This window comes from Aquamicrobium sp. LC103 (assembly GCF_001014615.2).
In the GTDB taxonomy this organism is placed as follows: Bacteria; Pseudomonadota; Alphaproteobacteria; order Rhizobiales; family Rhizobiaceae; genus LBCQ02.
The window spans coordinates 46,340-68,025 of sequence record NZ_LBCQ02000002.1 but is presented as its reverse complement, the minus strand read 5'-3'; the positions used below and the strand labels follow the sequence as shown (position 1 = coordinate 68,025).

The following is a 21,686-nucleotide window of genomic DNA, read 5'->3' as shown; positions in this document are numbered from 1 at the left end:
GGCGACGCCCATGATGAACCTCGCCGAATATCTCCGCAGCGCCAGCCGCCTTACAGATTTCCTGCCTTGGGCCGCTCTGGTCGGCCCCGGCGTCGTCGTGAACAAGGACGGCTCGTTCCAGCGCACGGCGCGCTTCCGTGGGCCCGATCTCGATAGCGCCGTCGCCGCCGAGCTGGTCGCGGTCGCCGGCCGCATCAACAACGCTTTCCGCCGCCTCGGCTCCGGCTGGAGCATCTTCGTCGAGGCGCAGCGCAGCGAAGCCGCGACCTATCCCGACAGCATGTTCCCCGATCCGGCATCGGGCCTGGTGGACGAGGAACGCAAGGCCGATTTCGAGGAAGCCGGCATCCATTTCGTGTCGGACTATTTCCTGACCATCCTCTATCTGCCGCCGGCCGAGGACGCCGCCCGGGCCGAGACATGGCTTTACGAGGGCCGCGAGCAATCCGGCGTCGATCCCCAGGAGGTGATGCGCGGTTTCATCGACCGTACCGATCGGATGCTCGCGCTGCTCGACGGCTTCATGCCGGAGTGCGCCTGGCTGGATGACGTAGAGACGCTGACCTATCTGCACTCGACGGTTTCGACCAAACGGCATCGCGTCCGCGTCCCCGAGACGCCGATCTATCTCGATGCTCTACTCGCCGACCAGCCGATGACCGGCGGCCTGGAGCCACGCCTTGGCGATCAGCATCTGCGCGTTCTCACCGTCATCGGTTTCCCGACCGTGACCACGCCCGGCCTGCTCGATGACCTCAACCGGCTCGCGTTCCCGTATCGCTGGTCGACCCGCGCGATCCTGCTCGACAAAACTGACGCGACGAAGCTGCTGACCAAAATTCGCCGCCAGTGGTTCGCCAAGCGCAAGTCCATCGCGGCGATCCTCAAGGAAGTCCTGACCAACGAAGCCTCGGCGCTGGTGGACACCGATGCGTCCAACAAGGCGGCCGACGCCGACATGGCCTTGCAGGAGCTCGGCCAGGACGTCGCGGGCATGGCCTATGTCACCGCGACCATCGTGGTGTGGGACGCCGATCCGCGCCTTGCCGACGAGAAGTTGCGTCTGGTCGAGAAGGTCATCCAGGGCCGCGACTTCACCGCCATGGTCGAAACCGTCAATGCCGTCGATGCCTGGCTCGGCTCGTTGCCCGGACATGCCTACGCGAACGTCCGTCAGCCCCCCATCAGCACTTTGAATCTCGCCCACATGATCCCGCTATCCGCGGTGTGGGCGGGGCCGGAACGGGACGAGCATTTCGGTGCGCCCCCCTTGCTTTACGGCAAGACCGAAGGCTCGACCCCGTTCCGGTTATCCCTTCATGTCGGCGACGTGGGCCACACCCTTGTCGTCGGCCCGACCGGCGCCGGCAAGTCCGTGCTGCTCGCGCTCATGGCGTTGCAGTTCCGGCGTTATGATCACTCGCAGGTCTTCGCCTTCGATTTCGGCGGCAGCATCCGCGCCGCGGCGCTCGCCATGGGCGGCGACTGGCACGATCTCGGCGGCGGGCTGACCGAGGGCGACGAGTTCTCGGTCTCGCTTCAGCCGCTCGCCCGCATCCACGACACCTATGAGCGTGCCTGGGCCGCCGACTGGATCGTGGCGATCCTCATGCGCGAGAGCGTGCCGGTAACGCCCGAGGTGAAGGAGCATATCTGGACGGCGCTGACCTCATTGGCCTCCGCGCCGGTCGAGGAACGCACCATCACCGGCTTCGCGGTCCTGCTCCAGTCCAATGACATCAAGCAGGCGCTCCGGCCTTATTGCGTCGGCGGGGCCTACGGTCGGTTGCTCGACGCCGAGGCCGAGCATCTGGGTTCGGCCGCCGTACAGGCATTCGAGATCGAGGGGTTGGTCGGCACCGGCGCAGCGCCGGCCGTGCTTTCCTATCTCTTCCACCGCATCGGGAACAGGCTCGACGGGCGGCCGACGCTGCTCATCATCGACGAGGGCTGGCTGGCCCTAGACGATGAAGGCTTCGCCGGCCAGCTCCGCGAATGGCTGAAGACGCTGAGAAAAAAGAATGCGTCCGTCATCTTCGCCACGCAGTCGCTCAGCGACATCGACAATTCGAGCATCGCGCCGGCCATCATCGAGAGCTGCCCGACGCGGCTGCATCTGCCGAACGAACGCGCTATCGAGCCGCAGATCACAGCGATCTATCGGCGCTTCGGCCTCAACGACCGGCAGATCGAAATCCTCGCGCGGGCCACGCCCAAGCGGGACTATTACTGCCAGTCGCGGCGCGGCAACCGCCTGTTCGAATTGGGCTTGAGTGAGGTTGGCCTCGCGCTCTGCGCCGCATCCTCCAAATCCGACCAGACCCTGATCGCGAACCTCGTCGCCGAGCATGGCCGCGAAGGCTTCCTCGCGGCATGGCTGCGCGCCCGCGACGCCGGTTGGGCGGCCGATCTCATCCCGAACTTCCCCCAAGCCGAAAAGGAGACCATGCCATGAAGACCCGTACTTTCCGCTCGCGCGCCGTGGCGCTTGCCGCAACCGTGCTCGCCGCGGCGCCGGTGGCCTTCTCGCCGATGATTGCGACGCCGGCCAATGCTTGGCGCATCGTCTATGACCCGGCGAACTATGCGCAGAACGTCCTCACTGCCGCGCGCACGCTGGAGCAGATCACCCATCAGATTACCTCGCTTCAGAATGAAGCGCAGATGCTTATCAATCAGGCCAAGAACCTCGCCAGCCTGCCGTTCTCTGCCCTCCAGACCTTGCAGCAGAACGTCCAGAAGACCCAACAGCTTCTCGGCCAGGCGCAGAACATCGCCTTCGACGTCCAGAAGATCGATCAGGCGTTTCAGAGCCAGTACGGCAACCTCTCGATGTCGGCCACCGACCAGCAGCTCGTCGTCAATGCGCGCTCGCGCTGGCAAAACACCGTCGGCGGCTTACAGGATGCCATGCGCGTACAGGCCGGTGCTGTCGGCAATATCGACAGCAACCGCGCGCAGATGTCGGCGCTGATCGACCAGAGCCAGGGCGCGACCGGGGCTTTGCAAGCCGCGCAGGCGGGCAACCAGCTTCTCGCACTGCAGTCGCAGCAGCTTTCGGATCTCGTGGCGCTGCTCGCCTCGAATGGCCGTGCCAGCGCGCTCACCGAGGCCGAGCGGGCCGCCGCCGCCGAACAGGGCCGCGAACAGCGCCGCCGCTTTCTGACGCCGGGCTCGGGCTACCAGCCGGGCAACGCGCAGATGTTCAACACCAGCAAGTAACCGACAGAAGGAGCATCCCCATGGACGGCAAGATGCTGGCCCGCCTCGGCGCTATCGTGCTCGTCGCCGTCGCGGTCATGACGACGGTGATCGAGCTGACCCGCAAAGGGGACTCGCCGGCATCTTCGCCGGTGCGCATTCTCCAACCTGCTTCCGATCCGCTGCGCGGAGACCAGCGCCGATGCCAGCAGCTCGGCCAGAAGGCCGCGTATGACCCTTACTGCCTGCGCGTCTGGGCGGAGACCCGCAACCGCTTCCTTGGGCGCACGCCGGCTACGGCATCGCCCGCGCCAATCGAAGGGCGGTGACGCATGGGCGGCAGCGGAGTCATCGACACATTCCTCGGCACCTTCACCCGTTACATCGACAGCGGATTCGGGCTGCTCGGCGGCGAGGTCGCCTTTATCGCTACCACGCTCATCGTCATCGATGTGACGCTGGCTGCGCTGGTCTGGTCCTGGGGCGCGGATGACGACATCATCGCCCGGCTCGTGAAGAAGACGCTGTTCGTCGGGGCTTTTGCCTACCTGACTTCCAACTGGAACAACCTCGCGAAAATCGTCTTCGACAGCTTTGCCGGCCTCGGCCTCAAGGCGTCAGGCACCGGCTTCTCGACCACCGACCTGATGCGTCCCGGCAAAGTCGCACAGACCGGCCTCGATGCCGCCCGGCCGCTGCTCGAATCCATCTCCGACCTGATGGGTTGGGTCGCCTTCTTCGAGAACTTCATCCAGATCGCGTGCCTGCTCTTCGCCTGGGCGCTGGTGATCCTCGCTTTCTTCATCCTGGCGATCCAGCTCTTCGTCACCCTGATCGAATTCAAGCTGGCGACGCTCGCCGGCTTTGTCCTCATTCCCTTCGGGCTTTGGGGCAAAAGCGCCTTCATGGCCGAGAAGGTGTTGGGCAATGTGATGTCGTCCGGCATCAAGGTTCTGGTGCTGGCCGTCATCATTGGCATCGGCTCGACGCTGTTCTCACAGTTCACGCAAGGGTTCGGCGGCCAGACACCGAGCATCGACGACGCCATGGCCGTCGTGCTCGCCGCTCTCTCGCTTCTCGGCCTCGGCATCTTCGGCCCCGGCATCGCCAACGGCCTCGTCTCCGGCGGCCCGCAGCTCGGCGCAGGCGCTGCCGTTGGAACCGGCCTTGCCGCAGGCGGCATGGTGCTGGCCGGCGCTGGTGCTGCCGGCCTTGCCGCCAAGGGCGGTGCAGCCGCGCTTTCCACCGGCGCTGCCGCCGCGCGCGGCGGCGCGACCACCGCCGGCGCGGCATCCGCCGCCTTCAGCCTCGGTTCGCTCGGCCAGTCCGGCGCGGCAGGTGCCGCATCCGGCATGGGCAGCATCGGTCGCGCGGCTGGCTCCGCCGCCATATCTCCGCTGCGTCGCGCCGCAGCCAGCGTCAAGGCCAGCTTTTCCGATGGCGTGAAAAGCGGCTTCGGCGTCACGGGCGGTTCTTCGACCATGGGGGCAGTCGGCGGTTCTTCCGATGCGGCGGCCGACGCCGCTTCCGCCATCCACACCGCCAAGGACCAGCCCGATTGGGCGAAGCGAATGCAGCGCTCGCAGCGCCTCTCGCATGGCGTCCAGACCACAACCCATGCCGTCCGCTCCGGCGACGGCCACGGCTCCGGCTCTTCCGTCAACCTTTCCGAAAGTGACCGCTCATGAACCTGTTTCGACGACCCGCCACGCATTACGGCAAAACCCCGCAACCCGAGACCCCATACCAGAAGGCCGCGCAGCTCTGGGACGAGCGCATCGGCTCGGCCCGTGTGCAGGCCAAGAACTGGCGGCTAATGGCCTTCGGCTCGCTGGTTCTCTCTGGTGGCTTCGCCGCCGCACTTGTCTGGCAGTCGGTGCAGGGAACTGTCGTTCCCTGGGTGGTGCAGGTCGACAAGCTCGGCCAGGCCCAGACCGTCGCCCCGGCGACTGCCGACTTCCGCCCGACCGATCCGCAGATCGCGTGGCATCTCGCCCGTTTCATCGAGCAGGTCAGAAGCATCCCCGCCGATCCGATCATTGTGCGCCAGAACTGGCTTCGCGCCTATGAATGGACGACCGATCGTGGGGCGGGCGCCCTCAACGACTATGCCCGCACCAATGACCCCTTCACCAAGGTCGGCAAGCAGCAGATCGCCGTTGAGGTCTCAAGCGTCATTCGCGCCTCGGCCGACAGCTTCCGCGTCGCCTGGACCGAGCGCCGTTACGAGGATGGCAAGCTCGCGACGACGGAGCGGTGGACGGCTATCTTGACCATCGTCCTCCAGCCGCCCCGAGACGCCGAACGCCTGAAAGCCAATCCGCTCGGCATCTATGTCAACGCCATTAACTGGTCTCGGGAGCTGAGCCAATGAGCCCAGTCCTTCGCACCTCCACCATTCCGGCTCTGTTGCTGTCCGCAACCATGCTGGCTGGCTGCGCCACCAACCGTCCGCCAGAAATCAGCTACGACAACAGCGTGCCGCCGCTGCCGGCTATTCCCGCCGCCGTGACGGACGAGCGGCTGAGGCCGATCCATGTCCCGCCGGCGTGGACAGTCGCACGCGGCGGCCAGACTGCCAGCACGGCGACCGGCCGCGTTGAGAACGCCAATGCCGCCGCCCGCGTGCAGCCGCGCCGCGAAGGCTATTTCAATGCCATTCAGGTCTATCCGTGGTCGGAAGGCGCGCTCTATCAGATCTATGCCGCACCAGGCCAGATCACCAATATCGCGCTCGAACCGGGCGAGAGCCTGACCGGCCCTGGACCGATCGCCGCCGGCGACACCGCCCGCTGGATCATCGGCGACACCGAATCCGGCTCCGGCGTCGCCCGCCGTGTCCATGTGCTGGTAAAACCGACGCGCGCCGACATCACAACTAATCTCGTTATCACCACCGACCGGCGCACCTACATGGTCGAGCTGCGTTCCGGCGAGAAGCCCTACATGCCGGCCGTGTCCTGGTCTTATCCGCAGCCGGCAGGCGGGCGGCAGGCCGTTCCGGCAACGCCGGTCATTCCGGCCGTGGCCGCGCGCAATTATCGCTATGGCCTGACCGGCAGCAGCAATCCGCCATGGAAGCCCGTCGCCGTCTATGACGATGGCCGCCGTGTCTATGTCGAATTCCCGCGCGGCATCGTGCAAGGCGAGATGCCGCCGATCTTTGTTATCGGCCCCGAGGGCGAAGCCCAGATCGCCAATACCCGCATCTATCAACACATCCTGATCGTCGATCGCCTGTTCGGCGCGGCCGAGCTGCGCCTTGGCAGCGGCGACCGCCAGCAGAGCGTCAGGATCGTCCGCACCGACGGGAGGCCGCAGTCATGAGCGAAGCCGAATCCAATGCCGCTCCGATGCGTCTGCGCGCCGAAACACCCCGCGTCACCCGCCTGTCGCGCAAGATGCTCGCGAGTGTCGCGACCGTCGCCATGGTCGGCATCGGCGCCGCGCTGATCTATGCGCTCCAGACGCGCACAGGCGGCGATGGTGGGGAAGAACTCTATTCCACGTCCAACCGCCAGCCCGCCGACGGTCTTGCCGGCCTGCCGCGCGACTATACCGGTCCCATTCTCGGGCCGGCGCTGCCCGGCGATCTCGGCGGCCCAATCCTGAGCGCACAGAATGCCGGCCAGCCCGTCGCGCCTCCCGTCGTTCCGACACCGGGCGTCGACGAGGCCGAGCAACGCCGTCGCGCAGAAGAAGAAGCCGCGCGTCTCAGCACCGTCTTCTTCCAGTCGCGGCAGGGCTCGACGGCCGCCGCGACGCCGGGAGCCACGCCTGGCCTTGCGGGGTTTGACCCGGGCAGCGCCGCCACAGGGCAACCGAGCGCCGAGGACCGCCAGCTTGCTTTCCTCAATGCGGCGGTCGATCGGCGCACCGTGACGCCGGATCGCGTCACGCCGCCGGCATCGCCCTTCGTCCTGCAAGCCGGAGCCGTCATCTCAGCGGCGCTCATCACAGGTATCCGTTCGGATCTTCCCGGCCAGATCACCGCGCAGGTCACGGAGAACATCTATGACAGCCCAACAGGCAGCACCCTGCTCGTGCCGCAGGGAACGCGGCTCATCGGCCAGTATGACAACAGCGTCCAGTTCGGGCAGCGTCGCGTGCTGCTCGTCTGGAACCGCCTCATTATGCCGAATGGCCGCTCGATCGTTCTCGAGCGCCAGCCGGGCGCCGACACGCAAGGCTATGCCGGACTGGAGGATGGCGTCGACTATCACTGGTGGGATCTCGCCAAGGCTGCCGCGCTCTCGACGCTGCTCGGCGTCGGCGCGGAACTCGCCACCGACGATAACGACCGCCTGATCCGCGCCATCCGCGACGGCGCGCAGGACACCATCAATCAGGCCGGTCAGCAGATCGTCCAGCGCCAATTGCAGGTCGCGCCGACGCTGACCATCCGGCCCGGCTTCCCGGTCCGAGTCATCGTCACCAAGGATTTGGTGCTCGAACCCTATAGGAGCTGACCATGACCAAGCTGAAGCTCGGCCCCATCGCCGACGACAAACCCGTGAAGATCGCGCTGGAGCTGCCTGCCGCGCTCCATCGCGACCTTACTGACTACGGCCGCCTCCTCGCCGAAGGCGGTGCGCCCATCGAACCCGCCAAGCTCATCGTGCCGATGCTCGAACGTTTCATCTCGACCGATCGCGGGTTCGCTAAGGCCCGGCGCACCACGGGCTGAGCGCCATGCCGGTGGGGGTCGTACCGGCGACGCCGTTGCGCTCACGTCGGGCGGATTCCGCTCTCACCAGCATAATCACCGCACGATATGCGATGATTTGCGCCCCCTAATCACCGCACACGCCATGCGAACCCGGTTGGTTGGGGTGCCGTGCGCGAGTGAACGCGAATGCGGCACGCTACCGGCGGCCGGTCCTTCGCCATGGTTCGCCAGACGCCTGGAATGCACCCAAGTCGCTGAGCCGGCCACATTAAAGGAGGTCTGACATGAATACATGGAATGGCAGGATCGCAGACGGTGGGGCTGGACGATGAGCCAGACACCGGCCCCTCTCAACAAACGCACCATCCGCAGGCACCAGCTTCGAGAGATCGTTCCGCTGGCCGACACAACGATCTACGACATGGAACAACGCGGCGAGTTTCCGCAGCGCTTCTACCTGACCTCCCGAACCGTCGTATGGGACCTCGGCGAAGTGGAGGCCTGGCTCGAAGAACGCCGCCGAGCCTCCAAGGCAAAGACGGCCAAGCGTGCGCCAGCGCCCAACGTTACGCTCAGGAAGACCCGTCCGGTCAAAGGCTAGGCTCCGGGACCAGAAGGTCCATGGAGGTCGGATAGAGCGTCGGGGTGTATTTCTGGCCGCCAACCCATGCGTCGATCAGATTGCCCCATTCCTGCATCATGTGCCGGCGCTGGTGCTCATACTCGGCCTTGTTATAGACGCCGCGCGAAGAACGCCCGTCCTCGTGCGCCAGGCACTTCTCGATCCAGTCGCTGTTGAAGCCCAGCTCGTTGAGCAGCGTCGATCCCGTACGGCGAAGGTCATGCACGGTGAACGGCTCCAACGGCAGCCCCGCCTTCTTGGCTTGCACGACGACCGCCGTGGTGACGCGGTTGAAGGTCGCGCGCGACATCGGCGCATCAGCGTCGTAGCGCGAGGGCAGCAGGTAGCGCGAATTGCCAGCACAGGTCTTGAGCGCAACGAGGATGTCGAGCGACTGTTCGCACAGATAGACGTTGTGCGGCTTGGAACGCTTCATCCGCTCCTTCGGGATCGACCACACTGCATTCTCGAAATCGACTTCATCCCACACCGCGTCCTGCAACTCGCTCTTGCGGACCATCGTAAGCAGGATCAGCTTCAAGCCGAGCCGGATGGTCGGCAGCGTAGCCACATGCTCTAGCTGGCCGAGCATCACCCGAATTTCAGCGGGCGAAAGCGAGCGGTCCTTGGGAACGAAGGTCGCAATCGACGCCGGCCCGACCTCTTCGGCGGGGTTCGCCACCTTCTCCCCGTGCAGCTTAGCAAAGGCGAAGACCAGCTTCACGATGTCACGGACATGGACCGCCGTGGCCGGCGCTCCCCGCTTCTTCACCTTGTCGCACATCGCCCGGAGATCTTCGGGCGTGATTTCCGTCAGCAGCCGATTGCGGAACGTCGGCAGGATGTCCCGCTCGTAGATTGAGCGGCGCATTGCGCGGGTGCTTTCAGCCATCCGGTGCTCTTGCAGCCAGCGTTCGCCAAACTCGCCAAAGCTCTTTGCTTCCTTGATGCGGCGCTTCTCGCGCTGCTTCTCCTGGGCGGGCGACCGCCCTTCCTGAATCGAACGCTGCGCATCGATCAGCTTCTCCCGCGCACGGGCCAGAGAGAGACCCGCTGGCCCGTATCGGCCGAGGGTCAAGGTCTCGCGTCGACCGTTCATACGGTAGTCATAGCGAAACACGACGGCGCCCGACGGGTTCACGACGACATACATACCGTCACGGTCAGAAACCTTGTATAATTTATCCTTTGGTTTCAGCGCCTTGATTGCCGCATCGGTAAGCATCGGACCCTCCTAGATCGTTCAAAAAACGCCAGAGAGCCCTAAAAATACCGTCAGGCCAAAATCGCCCAATCCCGACGGAGAATTATCCTTTATTCTCAATGGAATAAGATCAAAAAAATACCGTCACAAGCTCTCTAAGCCATGACGGTATATGCAAATCTGCGATGTCACAAGAAGCCCCATACCGTCAGCTCCGCCGTCGATCGCGAGGCTAGCTCGGCGATTGACGGCGAAAGACGGCGGAGAGAAAAGTTTTTATTTTCAGTGGGTTATAGAGGGAGATAGGCGGCTATCGGCGGCGTCTAGGTGGGCGCGAATTATTCCCACTCGATGGTTCCCGGTGGCTTGCTCGTCACGTCGTAGACGACGCGGTTGATGCCGCGCACTTCGTTGATGATGCGGGTGGCGGCGCGGCCTAGGAATTCCATGTCGTAATGGTAGAAATCGGCGGTCATGCCGTCGACCGAGGTCACCGCGCGCAGGGCACAGACATATTCGTAGGTGCGGCCGTCGCCCATCACGCCGACCGTCTGTACCGGCAGCAGCACCGCGAAGGCCTGCCAGATCGCGTCGTAGAGCCCGGCCTTGCGGATCTCGTCGAGATAGATCGCGTCGGCCTCGCGAAGGATGTCGAGCTTCTCGCGCGTCACCGGACCGGGGCAGCGGATCGCAAGGCCCGGTCCCGGGAACGGGTGGCGGGTGATGAAGTGCTCCGGCAGGCCGAGTTCGCGGCCGAGCGCCCTCACCTCGTCCTTGAAGAGCTCGCGCAGCGGCTCGACGAGCTTCATGTTCATGCGCTCGGGCAGGCCGCCGACATTGTGATGCGACTTGATCGTCACGGAAGGACCGCCGGTGAAGGAAACGCTCTCGATCACGTCCGGATAGAGCGTGCCCTGCGCCAGGAATTCCGCCGGCCTGCCTTCCTTTTCCAGCTTCTTCGCCTCTTCCTCGAACACCTCGATGAACAGGCGGCCGATGGTCTTGCGCTTCTTCTCCGGATCGGCCTCGCCTTCCAGCGCGCCGAGGAACAGGTCTTGCGCCTGCACGTGCACGAGCGGGATGTTGTAGTGCTCGCGATACATGGAGACGACCTGCTCGCCCTCCCCCTTCCGCATCAGGCCGTGGTCGACGAAGATGCAGGTGAGGCGTTCGCCGATCGCCTCGTGGATCAGCACCGCGGCGACGGAGGAATCGACGCCGCCCGAAAGCGCGCAGATGACGCGCCCATCACCGACCTGCGCGCGGATCGCGGCGATCGCCTGCTCGCGATAGGCCGCCATCGTCCAGTCACCCTCGAGCCCGGCAATTCGGTGGACGAAATTGGCGAGCAGCTTGGCGCCGTCCGGCGTGTGCACCACTTCCGGGTGGAACTGGACCGCGTAGAATTTCCGTTTCTCGTCGGCGATCGCGGCGAAGGGAGCGCCGGTCGAGGTGCCGATCACGCGGAAGCCTTCCGGCAGCGCCGTTACACGGTCGCCATGGCTCATCCATACCTGGTGGCGGGTGCCCCTGGCCCAGACGCCGTCGAACAGCGCGCTGTCGTCCTCGATCTCAAGGAAAGCACGGCCGAATTCGCGGTGATGCCCGCTCTCCACCTTGCCGCCGAGCTGGGCGCACATGGTCTGCTCGCCATAGCAGATGCCGAGCACCGGGATGCCGGCATCGAATATAGCCTGCGGCGCGCGCGGACTGCCGATGTCGACGGTCGAGGCCGGGCTTCCCGAAAGGATCACGGCCCTAGGCTTGATCCGGCGGAAGGCTTCCTCGGCGGATTGGAACGGAACGATCTCGGAATAGACGCCGGCTTCGCGGATGCGGCGCGCGATGAGCTGCGTCACCTGGCTGCCGAAATCGATGATGAGGACTGTGTCGGGGTGAGCGGTCGTGTTCATGGCGAGCATTTAGAGAAAAGATCGAGTCGGCGCAATGGGTTGCGAGCGGCGGATCGCCAACTGAATCGGATTGTTGATGTCGCGGTTGAGAGAGTTCAACCGGCGGGCGAGCCGGAACGCTCCAGCAATCCTTCCGCGACCGCCGCGGCGAGCCTGTCGACGGCGGCCGCGAGCTTCTCGTCGACGACGTGAAGATACTCGGTCCAGTCGCCGACATGCCTGAGCTCGGCGGCGCCGTCCGAAATGCCGCGAAGTCCCACCACGGGCACGCCGAGGGGGCTGCAGGCGCGCAGCACGGCAAAACTCTCCATGTCGACCATTTCGGCGTCTATCGCATCGTAGGCGGCGCCGGAGACGATGTTGCCGCCGGTGGAGATCGAGGCGGCGGGAATGCCGGGAATCCGCAGCGGCAGCTCGACCGCGCGCGGCAGGCCGAGAAACGGCGTCTCGCCCTTCGCGAAGCCGAGCGGCGAGGCGTCCATGTCGCGATAGGCGACGGAGGACGCCTGGTAGACCGCCGTTTGTTCGAGCACCCGGCTGCCGGCGGAGCCGAGCGAAACGACGAGGTCGGGAAGCTTGCCGGCAGCCTCCAGCCGCGCCAGCGCAGCCGACACGACGGCGGCGGCCTCCACCGGGCCGACGCCGGTCATAAGGGGCGTGAAGCGCGATTGCAGATGCGGTCCGTATTCGGCCGCGACGGCCATCACGAACAGCACTTGCCTGCCGGCGATATCGGTCGGTTCGACCGGGTCAGCCCTGAATGCCATCGCGTCCGCTCACCACCATGATCGTCGCGGTCATGGTCGCGATCAGCTTGGCATTGCCGTCGACGTCGTAGCCGTAGGCCTGGCCGTCGGCGACGATGATTGTGCGTCCGGGCTTGGTCACGGTGCCGCGGAACAGGAAGCGCTCGCCCTTGCCGGGCGAAAGCAGGTTCACCTTGAACTCGATGGTGAGCACGGCGGCATCGGCCGGCATGACGGAATAGGCGGCATAACCGCAGGCGGAATCGAGCGCGGTCGAGATGATGCCGGCATGCAGGAAACCATGCTGCTGGGTCAGTTCCGGTGAATAGGGCATCTCGATCTCGACGATGCCGGGCGTGACGGCGGTCAGTTCCGCGCCAACCGTCCTCATGATCTCCTGGCGCGCGAAACTGACGCGCACGCGCTCCTCGAAATCACCTTCCGGAACGATATTCAGCACCATGCGGATGCCCTTTCGACCTTCTCACAGGCAGCTTATGGCAAAGGCCGCAATCGGGAGCAATCGCAAATGGCGGCGCCACGGCTTGCATGTCGCATGCCGCCCCGCTAGCTAGGACCCATTCGGGCAACCGGCAATGGGTGAGTGGAATGCGCTTGGGCGGCAGGCTGGCGGCAGCCATCGAGATTCTGGAAGACATCGATCGGCGGCACAGGCCGGCCGCGGACGCGCTCAAGGATTGGGGCCTCTCGCATCGGTTCGCCGGCGCGGGCGACCGCGCCGCGATCGGCAATATCGTCTACGATGCATTGCGCAGGAAGCGCTCGGCCGCCTGGCTCATGGACGACGACGGTCATCGCGCCTTGGCGGTCGGCGCGCTGGCGCTGGAAAGCGGGCTCGACGGAGCGCAGATCAACGATGCGCTCGAGGACGACCGCTTCGCCCCGCCGCCGCTGGGCGACAGCGAGCTTGCGGCGCTCGCCGAGCGGAAAACCGAGAATGCGCCGGACATCGTGCGCGCCGACTGCGCCGACTGGTGCCAGCCGCTGGTCGAGGAGGCTTTCGGCGCGGACTGGGTCGCCGAGACGGCCGCGCTGGCGGCGCGACCACCGCTCGATCTGCGCGTCAACACGCTCGCCTCCAGCCGCGGCAAAGTGCTCGCCGAACTGAAGGGCACTGGCGCTGAGGTCAGCAGCATCGCGCCGCAGGGCATACGCATTCCGCCGATCGAGGGCAGCGGGCGCCACCCGAACGTGCAGGCCGAGGCGGCCTTCCAGAAAGGCTGGTTCGAGGTCCAGGACGAAGGCTCGCAGATCGTCGGCGAGCTCGCCGGCGCCGCGCCCGGCATGCAGGTGCTCGACTATTGCGCCGGCGCCGGCGGCAAGACACTGGCGCTCTCCGCCGCGATGGAAAACCGCGGGCAGATCTTCGCGCACGACGCCGAGAAGCAGAGGCTGGCGCCGATTTTCGATCGCCTGCGTCGCGCCGGCGCGCGCAACGTGCAGACCGTCGCCGGCGCGGAAGGGCTCGCACCGCTCGAGGGCCAGATGGATCTCGTGCTGGTCGACGCACCCTGCACCGGCAGCGGAACCTGGCGGCGCAGGCCGGACGCGAAATGGCGGCTGACGGCGCGGCAGCTCGAAGTGCGGCTCAACGAACAGTCCGCGATCCTCGCCGAGGCGGCACGCTACGTGGCGCCCGGCGGCCGACTGGTCTACATCACCTGCTCCATCTTCCCGCAGGAGAACCAGCGGCAGGTCGAGGCGTTCGCGAGCGGGCATCCGGACTTCGGCTTCGCCGACCATCAGGCGCTGTGGGAGACGCGCTTTCCAGGCGGCGCGGCGCGCATCGGGCCGGCCGGCATCGTGCTCACGCCGGCCAGAACCGGGACCGACGGCTTCTTCTTCGCCAGCCTGCAGCGCGCCGGCTGATCCGCCGAGCTCCTGACAGCCTGTTGTCAGGAGCGGCGGGCTCCACCGGTCCTGCCACCGGCTACCCCTTTCCATTTTCGCGGACTCCCACCATATTCCGCCCATGGCCAGATCACCCGACAAGAAGCCCGCCGCCGCGCGCGAGGACAAAGCTTTCGGCGCGCGCAAGCGCGGCAGTCCGCTGACGGACTATCTCGACGCTTCCGAACCGCTGGAGCGCGGCGGCTTCGGCGAGGCGCCGCAGCCGGAACTTTCCGGCACACCGCTTTCCGGCTCGATCTCGAACTGGGCGGAGGAGATCGCGAAGGAGGCGGGTGAAGGCGCATCAAAGGGAAAACCCGCGAAAAAAATCCCCGCGCGCTCCTCCGCTCCTACGAAATCCGCGCGCGGAACCTCGATGGGCGGCGCGGCGTCGCCGAAGGAACGCGCCGCCGCCGGCCTCAATCCGGTCGCGGGGCTGGACATCAGCCTGGAGGACGCCGCCTCGCTGTCGTCGTCCGGCGTCACCGCCACGGTGGCGGCGCTCTCGGCGCTGATCGAAAGCGGGAATCCGCTGCACAAGAACGGCGAGATCTGGGTGCCGCACAGGCCGGCCCGTCCGGACAAGTCGGAAGGCGGCATCGAAATCCGCATGGAGACGGAGTTCAAGCCGTCGGGCGACCAGCCGACGGCGATCGCCGATCTCGTCTCGGGCGTTCAGGAGACCGAGCGCACGCAGGTGCTGCTCGGCGTCACCGGCTCGGGCAAGACCTTCACGATGGCGAAGGTAATCGAGGAGACGCAGCGCCCTGCCCTGATCCTCGCGCCCAACAAGACCTTGGCCGCACAGCTCTACGGCGAGTTCAAGAGCTTCTTCCCGAACAACGCGGTCGAGTATTTCGTATCCTATTACGACTACTACCAGCCGGAAGCCTACGTTCCGCGCACGGATACATATATCGAGAAGGAATCCTCGATCAACGAGCAGATCGATCGCATGCGCCATTCGGCGACGCGCTCCCTGCTCGAGCGCGACGACGTCATCATCGTCGCCTCCGTCTCCTGCATCTACGGCATCGGCTCGGTCGAGACCTACACGGCGATGACTTTCCAGATGGAGATCGGCGACCGGCTCGACCAGCGCCAGCTCCTCGCCGATCTGGTCGCCCAGCAATACAAGCGCCAGGACGTCAATTTCACGCGCGGTTCGTTCCGCGTGCGCGGGGACACGATCGAAATCTTTCCCGCCCACCTGGAAGACCGCGCCTGGCGCATCACCATGTTCGGCGACGAGATCGAGAGCATCACCGAGTTCGACCCGCTGACCGGCAAGAAGACCGGCGACCTCAAATCGGTGAAGATCTACGCCAACTCGCACTATGTGACGCCGCGCCCGACGCTGAACCAGGCCATCAAGTCGATCAAGGAAGAGCTCCAGCATCGCCTCGCCGAGTTGGAGAAGGCGGGCCGCCTGCTGGAAGCCCAGCGCCTGGAGCAACGCACGCGCTTCGATCTGGAAATGCTGGAGGCGACCGGCTCCTGCGCGGGCATCGAGAACTATTCGCGCTATCTCACCGGGCGCCGCCCCGGCGATCCGCCGCCGACGCTGTTCGAATACGTGCCGGACAACGCCCTCATATTCATCGACGAGAGCCACGTCACCATTCCGCAGATCGGCGGCATGTATCGCGGCGACTTCCGCCGCAAGGCGACGCTGGCCGAATACGGCTTCCGCCTGCCCTCCTGCATGGACAACCGGCCGCTGCGCTTCGAGGAATGGGACGCGATGCGCCCGCTTACCGTGGCGGTTTCGGCTACGCCCGGCGGTTGGGAGATGGAGCAGTCCGGCGGCGTCTTCGCCGAGCAGGTGATCCGCCCTACCGGCCTGATCGATCCGCCGGTCGAAGTACGCGCCGCAAAGACGCAGGTCGACGACGTGGTCGGCGAAATCCGCGAAACCACCGCCAAGGGCTATCGCACGCTGGTGACGGTGCTGACCAAGCGCATGGCGGAGGACCTGACCGAGTATCTGCACGAACAGGGCATCCGGGTGCGCTACATGCATTCGGACATCGACACGCTGGAGCGCATTGAGATCCTGCGCGATCTTCGCCTCGGCGCCTTCGACGTGCTCGTCGGCATCAACCTCCTGCGCGAGGGCCTCGATATTCCCGAATGCGGCTTCGTCGCCATCCTCGATGCGGACAAGGAAGGTTTTCTCCGCTCCGAAACCTCGCTGATTCAGACCATCGGCCGCGCCGCCCGCAATGTTGACGGCAAGGTTATCCTCTATGCCGACAACATCACCGGCTCGATGGAGCGCGCGATGGCCGAAACCTCGCGCCGCCGGGAGAAGCAGGAGGAATACAACGCGGCTCACGGCATCACTCCGGAAAGCGTGCGCAAGAACATCGGCGACATTCTCGACTCCGTCTACGAGCGCGATCATGTGCGCGCCGACATCTCCGATTTCGCCGCCGACGGCGCAATGGTCGGCAACAATCTCAAGGCGCATCTGGAAGCGCTGGAGAAACAGATGCGCGACGCTGCCGCCGATCTCGACTTCGAGAAGGCTGCGCGGCTGCGCGACGAGATCAAGCGCCTGCGGGAGACCGAGCTCGCCATCGCCGACGACCCACTGGCCCGCGAGGTCGAGCTGCAAAGTCCCGTCTCCGGGCGCGAAAAAGGCAAGCACAACAAGGGCCGCGCGCGGCATCGCACGGTCGACGAGGCGGAAGGATCGTCGCTTTTCGCCAAGCCCAACCTCGACGAGATGGGCCGCGCCGGCGACTACGCGGTGCCTGCATCGCGGGACTCGCTTTTTCGCAAGAACACGCTGGACGAGATGACCGTCGGTCGCACGGAAAAGCCGGTCCAGGGCGTGAAACCAGCAAAGCCGGAGGACGACGCCAAGCCGATCCGCCGCGAGCGCGCCGGCATCGGTTCCTACGAGGATCCGGCCGACGAGCGCCGCAAGCGCCGACCCGGCAAGACCGGCCGGCCGGGGCGGTGAGCCGGCCCTGAAATTCCAAGGACCGGGCGGACCGGCACTTCTTGCCATCCGCCTTGAATCTGCCTATGTAAGCGGCGCGCGGGACGACCCGCGCCGACGTTTCGAACGGGGACGGCCCCATTATCTCGACGAGAGAGATGATGACAGCCTTCCTTCCTTCGACTTTTCCCTTCACATTCAAATCGACAGCTGAATCCGTGGCGAACGGCATTGCCGGTCGCAGGACCGCCATGCGCCCTGCCTGCATGGCGGCACGCCGCCTCACGTCGATCCTTCACCCACCTTCCAACGCACGGGGTATCTGATGGCCGGGCCAATCGAACAATTCGAGATCAAGGAACTGTTCCGTATCGCGGAGATCGGAGGCAGCGAGATCGCCTTCACCAATTCTGCGGCCTACATGGTGCTCACGGTCGTTCTCGCCGGCGCGTTCCTGCTTTTCTCGACAACCAGGCGCAGTCTGGTTCCGGGCAGATGGCAGGCATCGGCGGAGCTGCTCTACGAGTTCGTCTCGAAAACCCTGCGCGACAATGCCGGCGAGAAGGGCATGCGGTTCTTTCCGCTGGTGTTCTCGCTGTTCATGTTCGTGCTGGTGGCGAACCTGATCGGCATGTTCCCCTACGCCTTCACGGTTACGAGCCACATCATCGTCACCTTCTCGCTGGCGATGCTGGTGTTCGCAACGGTGACGGTCTACGGACTCCTGCGCCACGGACTTTCGTTCTTCCGGCTGTTCATGCCGGCAGGCGTGCCGCTCGTGCTCGCGCCGATCATCATCCCGATCGAGCTTGTCTCCTACATATCGCGTCCGGTGAGCCATTCCGTGCGCCTGTTCGCGGTCATGCTGGCGGGGCATATCACGCTGAAGGTCTTCGCCGGCTTCGTGGTCGGCCTCGGCTCGCTCGGCGCGATCGGCATCGCCGGAGCGCTTCTGCCGCTGGCGATGACGACCGCGCTGACCGCGCTCGAACTGCTGATGTCGGTGATACAGGCATACATCTTCACGATGCTCACCTGCATGTATCTCAACGACGCGCTCCACCCTAGTCACTAAAGTTGAATCGGAGTTAATCTGCCATGGCTTGGCTCTATCTTGTTCTTGCCGGCGTGTTCGAAATCGTCTGGGCTTCGACGATGAAGCAGTCCGACGGCTTCACCAAACTCGTCCCGAGCGTCATCACCATCGCTACGATGATCGTCAGCTTCGGATTGCTGTCCTTCGCGATGCGCACCCTGCCGCTGGGCACCGCCTATGCGATCTGGACCGGCATCGGCGCTGTCGGTGCCTTCGTCGTTGGCATCGTGGTGCTCGGCGAGGCCGCGACCTTGTTCCGCATCGCCAGCGTCAGCCTGATCCTGGCCGGCATCGTCGGCCTGAAGCTGTCCACCGTCTGAAGCCGCGCATTGATGGGCGCCCTTGCCGGCGCCCATCTTCCGTCTGTCAAAAAAAATTCTCCCCGCCTGTCGATTCCGCCTCCGCTGTTTCGTCGTCTCGACAGAATTCGACGACAAGCGTTCATGCACAGAGGAGAACCGACATGACCGATACCAACACCCAAACCGAATATCAGGCCGCGAAAGTGCTTGGCGGGCTGGTCCCCTATCTTGAGGTGGACGGCGCGCTGAAGGCCGCGGAATTCTACAGGGAAGCTTTCGGCGCCGAGACCGCCTTCGCCGTTCCGCCGGACGAGCAGGGCCGGACGATGCATGTCCATCTCTACGTAAACGGCTCGTCGCTGATGCTGTGCGACGCCTATCCCGAGCATGGCCATCCGCACCAGCAGCCCCAGGGCTATACGATGCAGCTTCTGCTCAAGACCGACGAGATCGACGCCTGGTGGGACCGGGCGGTCAAGGCCGGCATGGAAGTGGTCTCGCCGCTCGACGTCATGTTCTGGGGCGACCGCTGGGGCCAGCTCCGTGACCCGTTCGGCATTTCCTGGGCCATGAACGCGCCGGTGAAGAAATAGGCCTCGCCAAGGAGTGCCGAAAAGCGAAACAGGCGCGGATCGCTCCGCGCCTGTTTCATGTCGAGGGCGGCAGGCCATTCGGCCGGCCGCCTGATCGCAATCGTTGGTTATATCAAACCAGATCGAAGCGGTCGGCGTTCATCACCTTGTTCCACGCCGCCACGAAGTCGTTGACGAACGTCGTCTTGGCGTCGTCGGTCGCATAGACTTCCGCGAACGCCCTAAGCTGCGAATGCGACCCGAAGATCAGATCTACGCGCGTGGCCCGCCATTTCAGCTCGTTGGTCTTGCGGTCGCGGCCCTCATAGGTGCCGTCCGAGGCAGGCTGCCACTGCGTATCCATGGTGAGGAGGTTGACGAAGAAGTCGTTCGTCAGAACTCCCGGCCGCTTGGTGAACACGCCGTGCTCCGAGCCGCCGGCATTGGCGCCGAGGACACGGAGGCCGCCGAGCAGGGCCGTCATTTCCGGTCCCGTGAGCGTGAGGAGCTGCGCCTTGTCCACCAGCGCCTCCTCCGGCTGCATGAACTGCCGGCCGCTAAGATAGTTGCGGAAGCCGTCCGCGCGCGGCTGGAGCGGCGCGAAGGACTGCACGTCCGTCTGCTCCTGCGACGCGTCCACGCGTCCCGGCGCGAAGGGCACCTTCACGTCGACGCCGGCGTCCCTTGCAGCCTTCTCGACCGCCGCCGCACCGGCAAGCACGATCAGATCGGCGACCGAGACCTTCTTGCCGCCGGCCTGCGCGGCGTTGAACTCGCCGCGGATCGCCTCGAGCTTCTCCAGCACCTTGGCGAGTTGGGCCGGCTCGTTCACCTCCCAGTCCTTCTGGGGGCTCAAGCGGATACGAGCACCGTTCGCACCCCCGCGCTTGTCGGAACCGCGGAAGGTCGAGGCCGAGGCCCAGGCGGTCGAGACCAGCTCGGACACCGAAAGGCCGGAAGCCAGCACCTCGGCCTTGAGGGCGGACACGTCCTGCTCATTGACCAGCTCGTGATCAACCGCCGGGACCGTGTCCTGCCAGATCAGGTCTTCCTTCGGGACGAGCGGGCCGAGGTAGCGGACCTTCGGCCCCATGTCGCGGTGCGTCAGCTTGAACCACGCGCGGGCGAAGGCATCGGCGAACTGATCCGGATTCTCCAGGAAACGACGCGAAATCTTCTCGTATTCCGGATCGAAGCGCAGCGACAGGTCGGTGGTGAGCATCGTCGGAAGATGCTTCCTCGACGGATCGTAGGCATCCGGTATCGTGGCTTCCGCCTCCTTCGCCTTCCACTGCTTGGCGCCGGCCGGGCTCGTCGTCAGCTCCCACTCATATTTGAACAGGTTCTCGAAGAAGAGGTTGCTCCACTTCGTCGGGGTCTGCGTCCACGTGACCTCCGGGCCGCCGGTAATGGCGTCGGCGCCGAAGCCGGTGCCATGCCCGCTCTTCCAGCCGAGACCCTGGTCCTCGATCGCCGCGCCTTCCGGATCGGGACCGATGAGCGACGGATCGCCCGCTCCATGCGTCTTTCCGAAAGAGTGGCCGCCGGCGATCAGGGCGACGGTCTCCTCGTCGTTCATCGCCATGCGGAAGAACGTTTCACGGATGTCGCGCGCCGCGGCGATCGGGTCCGGATTGCCGTTCGGTCCTTCAGGATTGACGTAGATCAGGCCCATCTGCACCGCGCCGAGCGGCTCGGCAAGCTGGCGTTCACCGCTGTAGCGCTCGTCGCCCAGCCAGGTTCCCTCGGGTCCCCAGAAGAGCTCTTCCGGTTCCCAGACGTCGGCGCGGCCGCCGGCGAAACCGAACGTCTTGAAGCCCATCGATTCCAGCGCGACATTGCCCGTGAGGACCAGCAGGTCGGCCCAGGAGAGCTTGCGGCCATATTTTTGCTTGATCGGCCATAGCAGCCGGCGCGCCTTGTCGAGATTGGCGTTGTCCGGCCAGCTGTTGAGCGGCGCGAAACGCTGCTGTCCGGCACCGGCGCCGCCCCGGCCATCGGTGATGCGATAGGTGCCCGCGCTGTGCCACGCCATGCGGATGAACAAGCCGCCATAGTGACCGAAGTCGGCCGGCCACCAGTCCTGCGAATCCGTCATCAGGGCATGAAGATCCTGAATCACGGCATCGAGGTCGAGGCTCTGGAACTCCTTGGCGTAGTCGAAATCCTTGCCCATCGGATCGGACAGGTCGGAATTGCGATGCAGGCTCGAGAGATCGAGCTGCTCCGGCCACCAGTCGCTATTTTTACGCCCCCGAGTTCCACCCGTGAACGGGCATTTGCCCGCGTTTTCTTCTACCTTCTTGTCCATCGTTCTTCTCCGATCGGCTGGCGTTGCTAAGCCCGCTGCGCATGAAGTCACGGCAACGGGGAATCACTGCTGGCGGGTCCCGGGCCGTGCTGGGCGCGCGGATTCGGACTCCTCAGTCTGGAATAATTCAAAACTAACGCCGGCCGACGATAGAAACAAATTGCGTTTCCTATTCGTTTCGATAACCTG

General features: G+C 65.1%; 19 protein-coding genes. 14 read left to right on the top strand and 5 right to left on the bottom strand.

Annotation, left to right across the window (positions count from 1 at the left end; all coding sequences use genetic code 11):
• Nucleotides 1-10: 10 nt before the first annotated feature.
• The 9 genes from trbE (at nucleotide 11) to XW59_RS03665 (ending at nucleotide 8,471) form a co-directional block, all read left to right on the top strand.
• Nucleotides 11-2,455, top strand: a complete 2,445-nt coding sequence (trbE, locus tag XW59_RS03705) for a conjugal transfer protein TrbE (RefSeq protein WP_047143434.1) — start codon at nucleotides 11-13, stop codon at nucleotides 2,453-2,455.
• Nucleotides 2,452-3,222 carry a P-type conjugative transfer protein TrbJ gene (gene trbJ / locus XW59_RS03700; protein WP_047143433.1) on the top strand — a complete coding sequence of 257 codons (771 nt, stop codon included), beginning with the start codon at nucleotides 2,452-2,454 and terminating at the stop codon, nucleotides 3,220-3,222. Before trbE ends, trbJ begins: the two co-directional genes overlap by 4 nt.
• 20 nt (nucleotides 3,223-3,242) lie before the next feature.
• Nucleotides 3,243-3,530, top strand: a complete 288-nt coding sequence (trbK-alt, locus tag XW59_RS03695; protein WP_047143432.1) for a putative entry exclusion protein TrbK-alt — start codon at nucleotides 3,243-3,245, stop codon at nucleotides 3,528-3,530.
• Nucleotides 3,531-3,533: 3 nt separating this feature from the next.
• Nucleotides 3,534-4,889, top strand: coding sequence for a P-type conjugative transfer protein TrbL (gene trbL / locus XW59_RS03690; protein ID WP_047143431.1), 1,356 nt, complete (start codon nucleotides 3,534-3,536; stop codon nucleotides 4,887-4,889).
• Nucleotides 4,886-5,575, top strand: coding sequence for a conjugal transfer protein TrbF (gene trbF / locus XW59_RS03685; RefSeq protein ID WP_047143430.1), 690 nt, complete (start codon nucleotides 4,886-4,888; stop codon nucleotides 5,573-5,575). The genes trbL and trbF overlap by 4 nt, the downstream gene beginning before the upstream one ends.
• On the top strand, nucleotides 5,572-6,528 hold the full coding sequence (trbG, locus tag XW59_RS03680; RefSeq protein WP_047143429.1) for a P-type conjugative transfer protein TrbG: 957 nt from the start codon (nucleotides 5,572-5,574) through the stop codon (nucleotides 6,526-6,528). Before trbF ends, trbG begins: the two co-directional genes overlap by 4 nt.
• The gene (locus tag XW59_RS03675; protein ID WP_047143428.1) at nucleotides 6,525-7,670 is read left to right on the top strand and encodes a TrbI/VirB10 family protein; all 1,146 of its coding nucleotides are present in this window, start codon (nucleotides 6,525-6,527) and stop codon (nucleotides 7,668-7,670) included. Before trbG ends, XW59_RS03675 begins: the two co-directional genes overlap by 4 nt.
• A 2-nt stretch (nucleotides 7,671-7,672) precedes the next feature.
• Nucleotides 7,673-7,888, top strand: a complete 216-nt coding sequence (locus XW59_RS03670; protein WP_047143427.1) for a DUF2274 domain-containing protein — start codon at nucleotides 7,673-7,675, stop codon at nucleotides 7,886-7,888.
• A 310-nt stretch (nucleotides 7,889-8,198) separates the two neighbouring features.
• Nucleotides 8,199-8,471, top strand: coding sequence for an AlpA family phage regulatory protein (locus XW59_RS03665; protein ID WP_047143853.1), 273 nt, complete (start codon nucleotides 8,199-8,201; stop codon nucleotides 8,469-8,471).
• On the opposite strand, the gene XW59_RS03660 is transcribed toward XW59_RS03665, so the two are convergent.
• The 4 genes from XW59_RS03660 to XW59_RS03645 form a co-directional block, all read right to left on the bottom strand.
• On the bottom strand, nucleotides 8,461-9,717 hold the full coding sequence (locus XW59_RS03660) for an integrase arm-type DNA-binding domain-containing protein (protein ID WP_047143426.1): 1,257 nt from the start codon (nucleotides 9,715-9,717) through the stop codon (nucleotides 8,461-8,463). The genes XW59_RS03665 and XW59_RS03660 overlap by 11 nt on opposite strands.
• A gap of 317 nt (nucleotides 9,718-10,034) precedes the next feature.
• A complete protein-coding gene (gene guaA / locus XW59_RS03655; protein WP_047143852.1) occupies nucleotides 10,035-11,609 on the bottom strand; it encodes a glutamine-hydrolyzing GMP synthase in 1,575 nt (524 codons plus the stop codon).
• Nucleotides 11,610-11,704: 95 nt separating this feature from the next.
• Entirely contained in the window at nucleotides 11,705-12,376 is a 672-nt protein-coding gene (locus tag XW59_RS03650; RefSeq protein ID WP_047143425.1) for a 5'-methylthioadenosine/S-adenosylhomocysteine nucleosidase, read from the bottom strand.
• Nucleotides 12,360-12,818, bottom strand: a complete 459-nt coding sequence (locus tag XW59_RS03645; protein WP_047143424.1) for a PaaI family thioesterase — start codon at nucleotides 12,816-12,818, stop codon at nucleotides 12,360-12,362. Before XW59_RS03645 ends, XW59_RS03650 begins: the two co-directional genes overlap by 17 nt.
• A 146-nt stretch (nucleotides 12,819-12,964) precedes the next feature.
• Between XW59_RS03645 and XW59_RS03640 the strand changes: the two genes are divergently transcribed.
• The 5 genes from XW59_RS03640 (at nucleotide 12,965) to XW59_RS03620 (ending at nucleotide 19,207) form a co-directional block, all read left to right on the top strand.
• On the top strand, nucleotides 12,965-14,245 hold the full coding sequence (locus XW59_RS03640) for an RsmB/NOP family class I SAM-dependent RNA methyltransferase (RefSeq protein WP_047143423.1): 1,281 nt from the start codon (nucleotides 12,965-12,967) through the stop codon (nucleotides 14,243-14,245).
• Between the two features lie 103 nt (nucleotides 14,246-14,348).
• A complete protein-coding gene (uvrB, locus tag XW59_RS03635) occupies nucleotides 14,349-17,237 on the top strand; it encodes an excinuclease ABC subunit UvrB (RefSeq protein WP_047143422.1) in 2,889 nt (962 codons plus the stop codon).
• Between the two features lie 304 nt (nucleotides 17,238-17,541).
• On the top strand, nucleotides 17,542-18,291 hold the full coding sequence (locus tag XW59_RS03630; protein ID WP_047143421.1) for a F0F1 ATP synthase subunit A: 750 nt from the start codon (nucleotides 17,542-17,544) through the stop codon (nucleotides 18,289-18,291).
• A gap of 23 nt (nucleotides 18,292-18,314) precedes the next feature.
• Nucleotides 18,315-18,632 carry a quaternary ammonium compound efflux SMR transporter SugE gene (gene sugE / locus XW59_RS03625; RefSeq protein ID WP_047143420.1) on the top strand — a complete coding sequence of 106 codons (318 nt, stop codon included), beginning with the start codon at nucleotides 18,315-18,317 and terminating at the stop codon, nucleotides 18,630-18,632.
• Between the two features lie 143 nt (nucleotides 18,633-18,775).
• Entirely contained in the window at nucleotides 18,776-19,207 is a 432-nt protein-coding gene (locus tag XW59_RS03620; protein ID WP_047143419.1) for a glyoxalase/bleomycin resistance/extradiol dioxygenase family protein, read from the top strand.
• Nucleotides 19,208-19,319: 112 nt separating this feature from the next.
• Here XW59_RS03620 and katG read toward each other — a convergent pair whose 3' ends face one another.
• The gene (gene katG / locus XW59_RS03615; RefSeq protein WP_047143418.1) at nucleotides 19,320-21,497 is read right to left on the bottom strand and encodes a catalase/peroxidase HPI; all 2,178 of its coding nucleotides are present in this window, start codon (nucleotides 21,495-21,497) and stop codon (nucleotides 19,320-19,322) included.
• Nucleotides 21,498-21,686 lie beyond the last annotated feature (189 nt).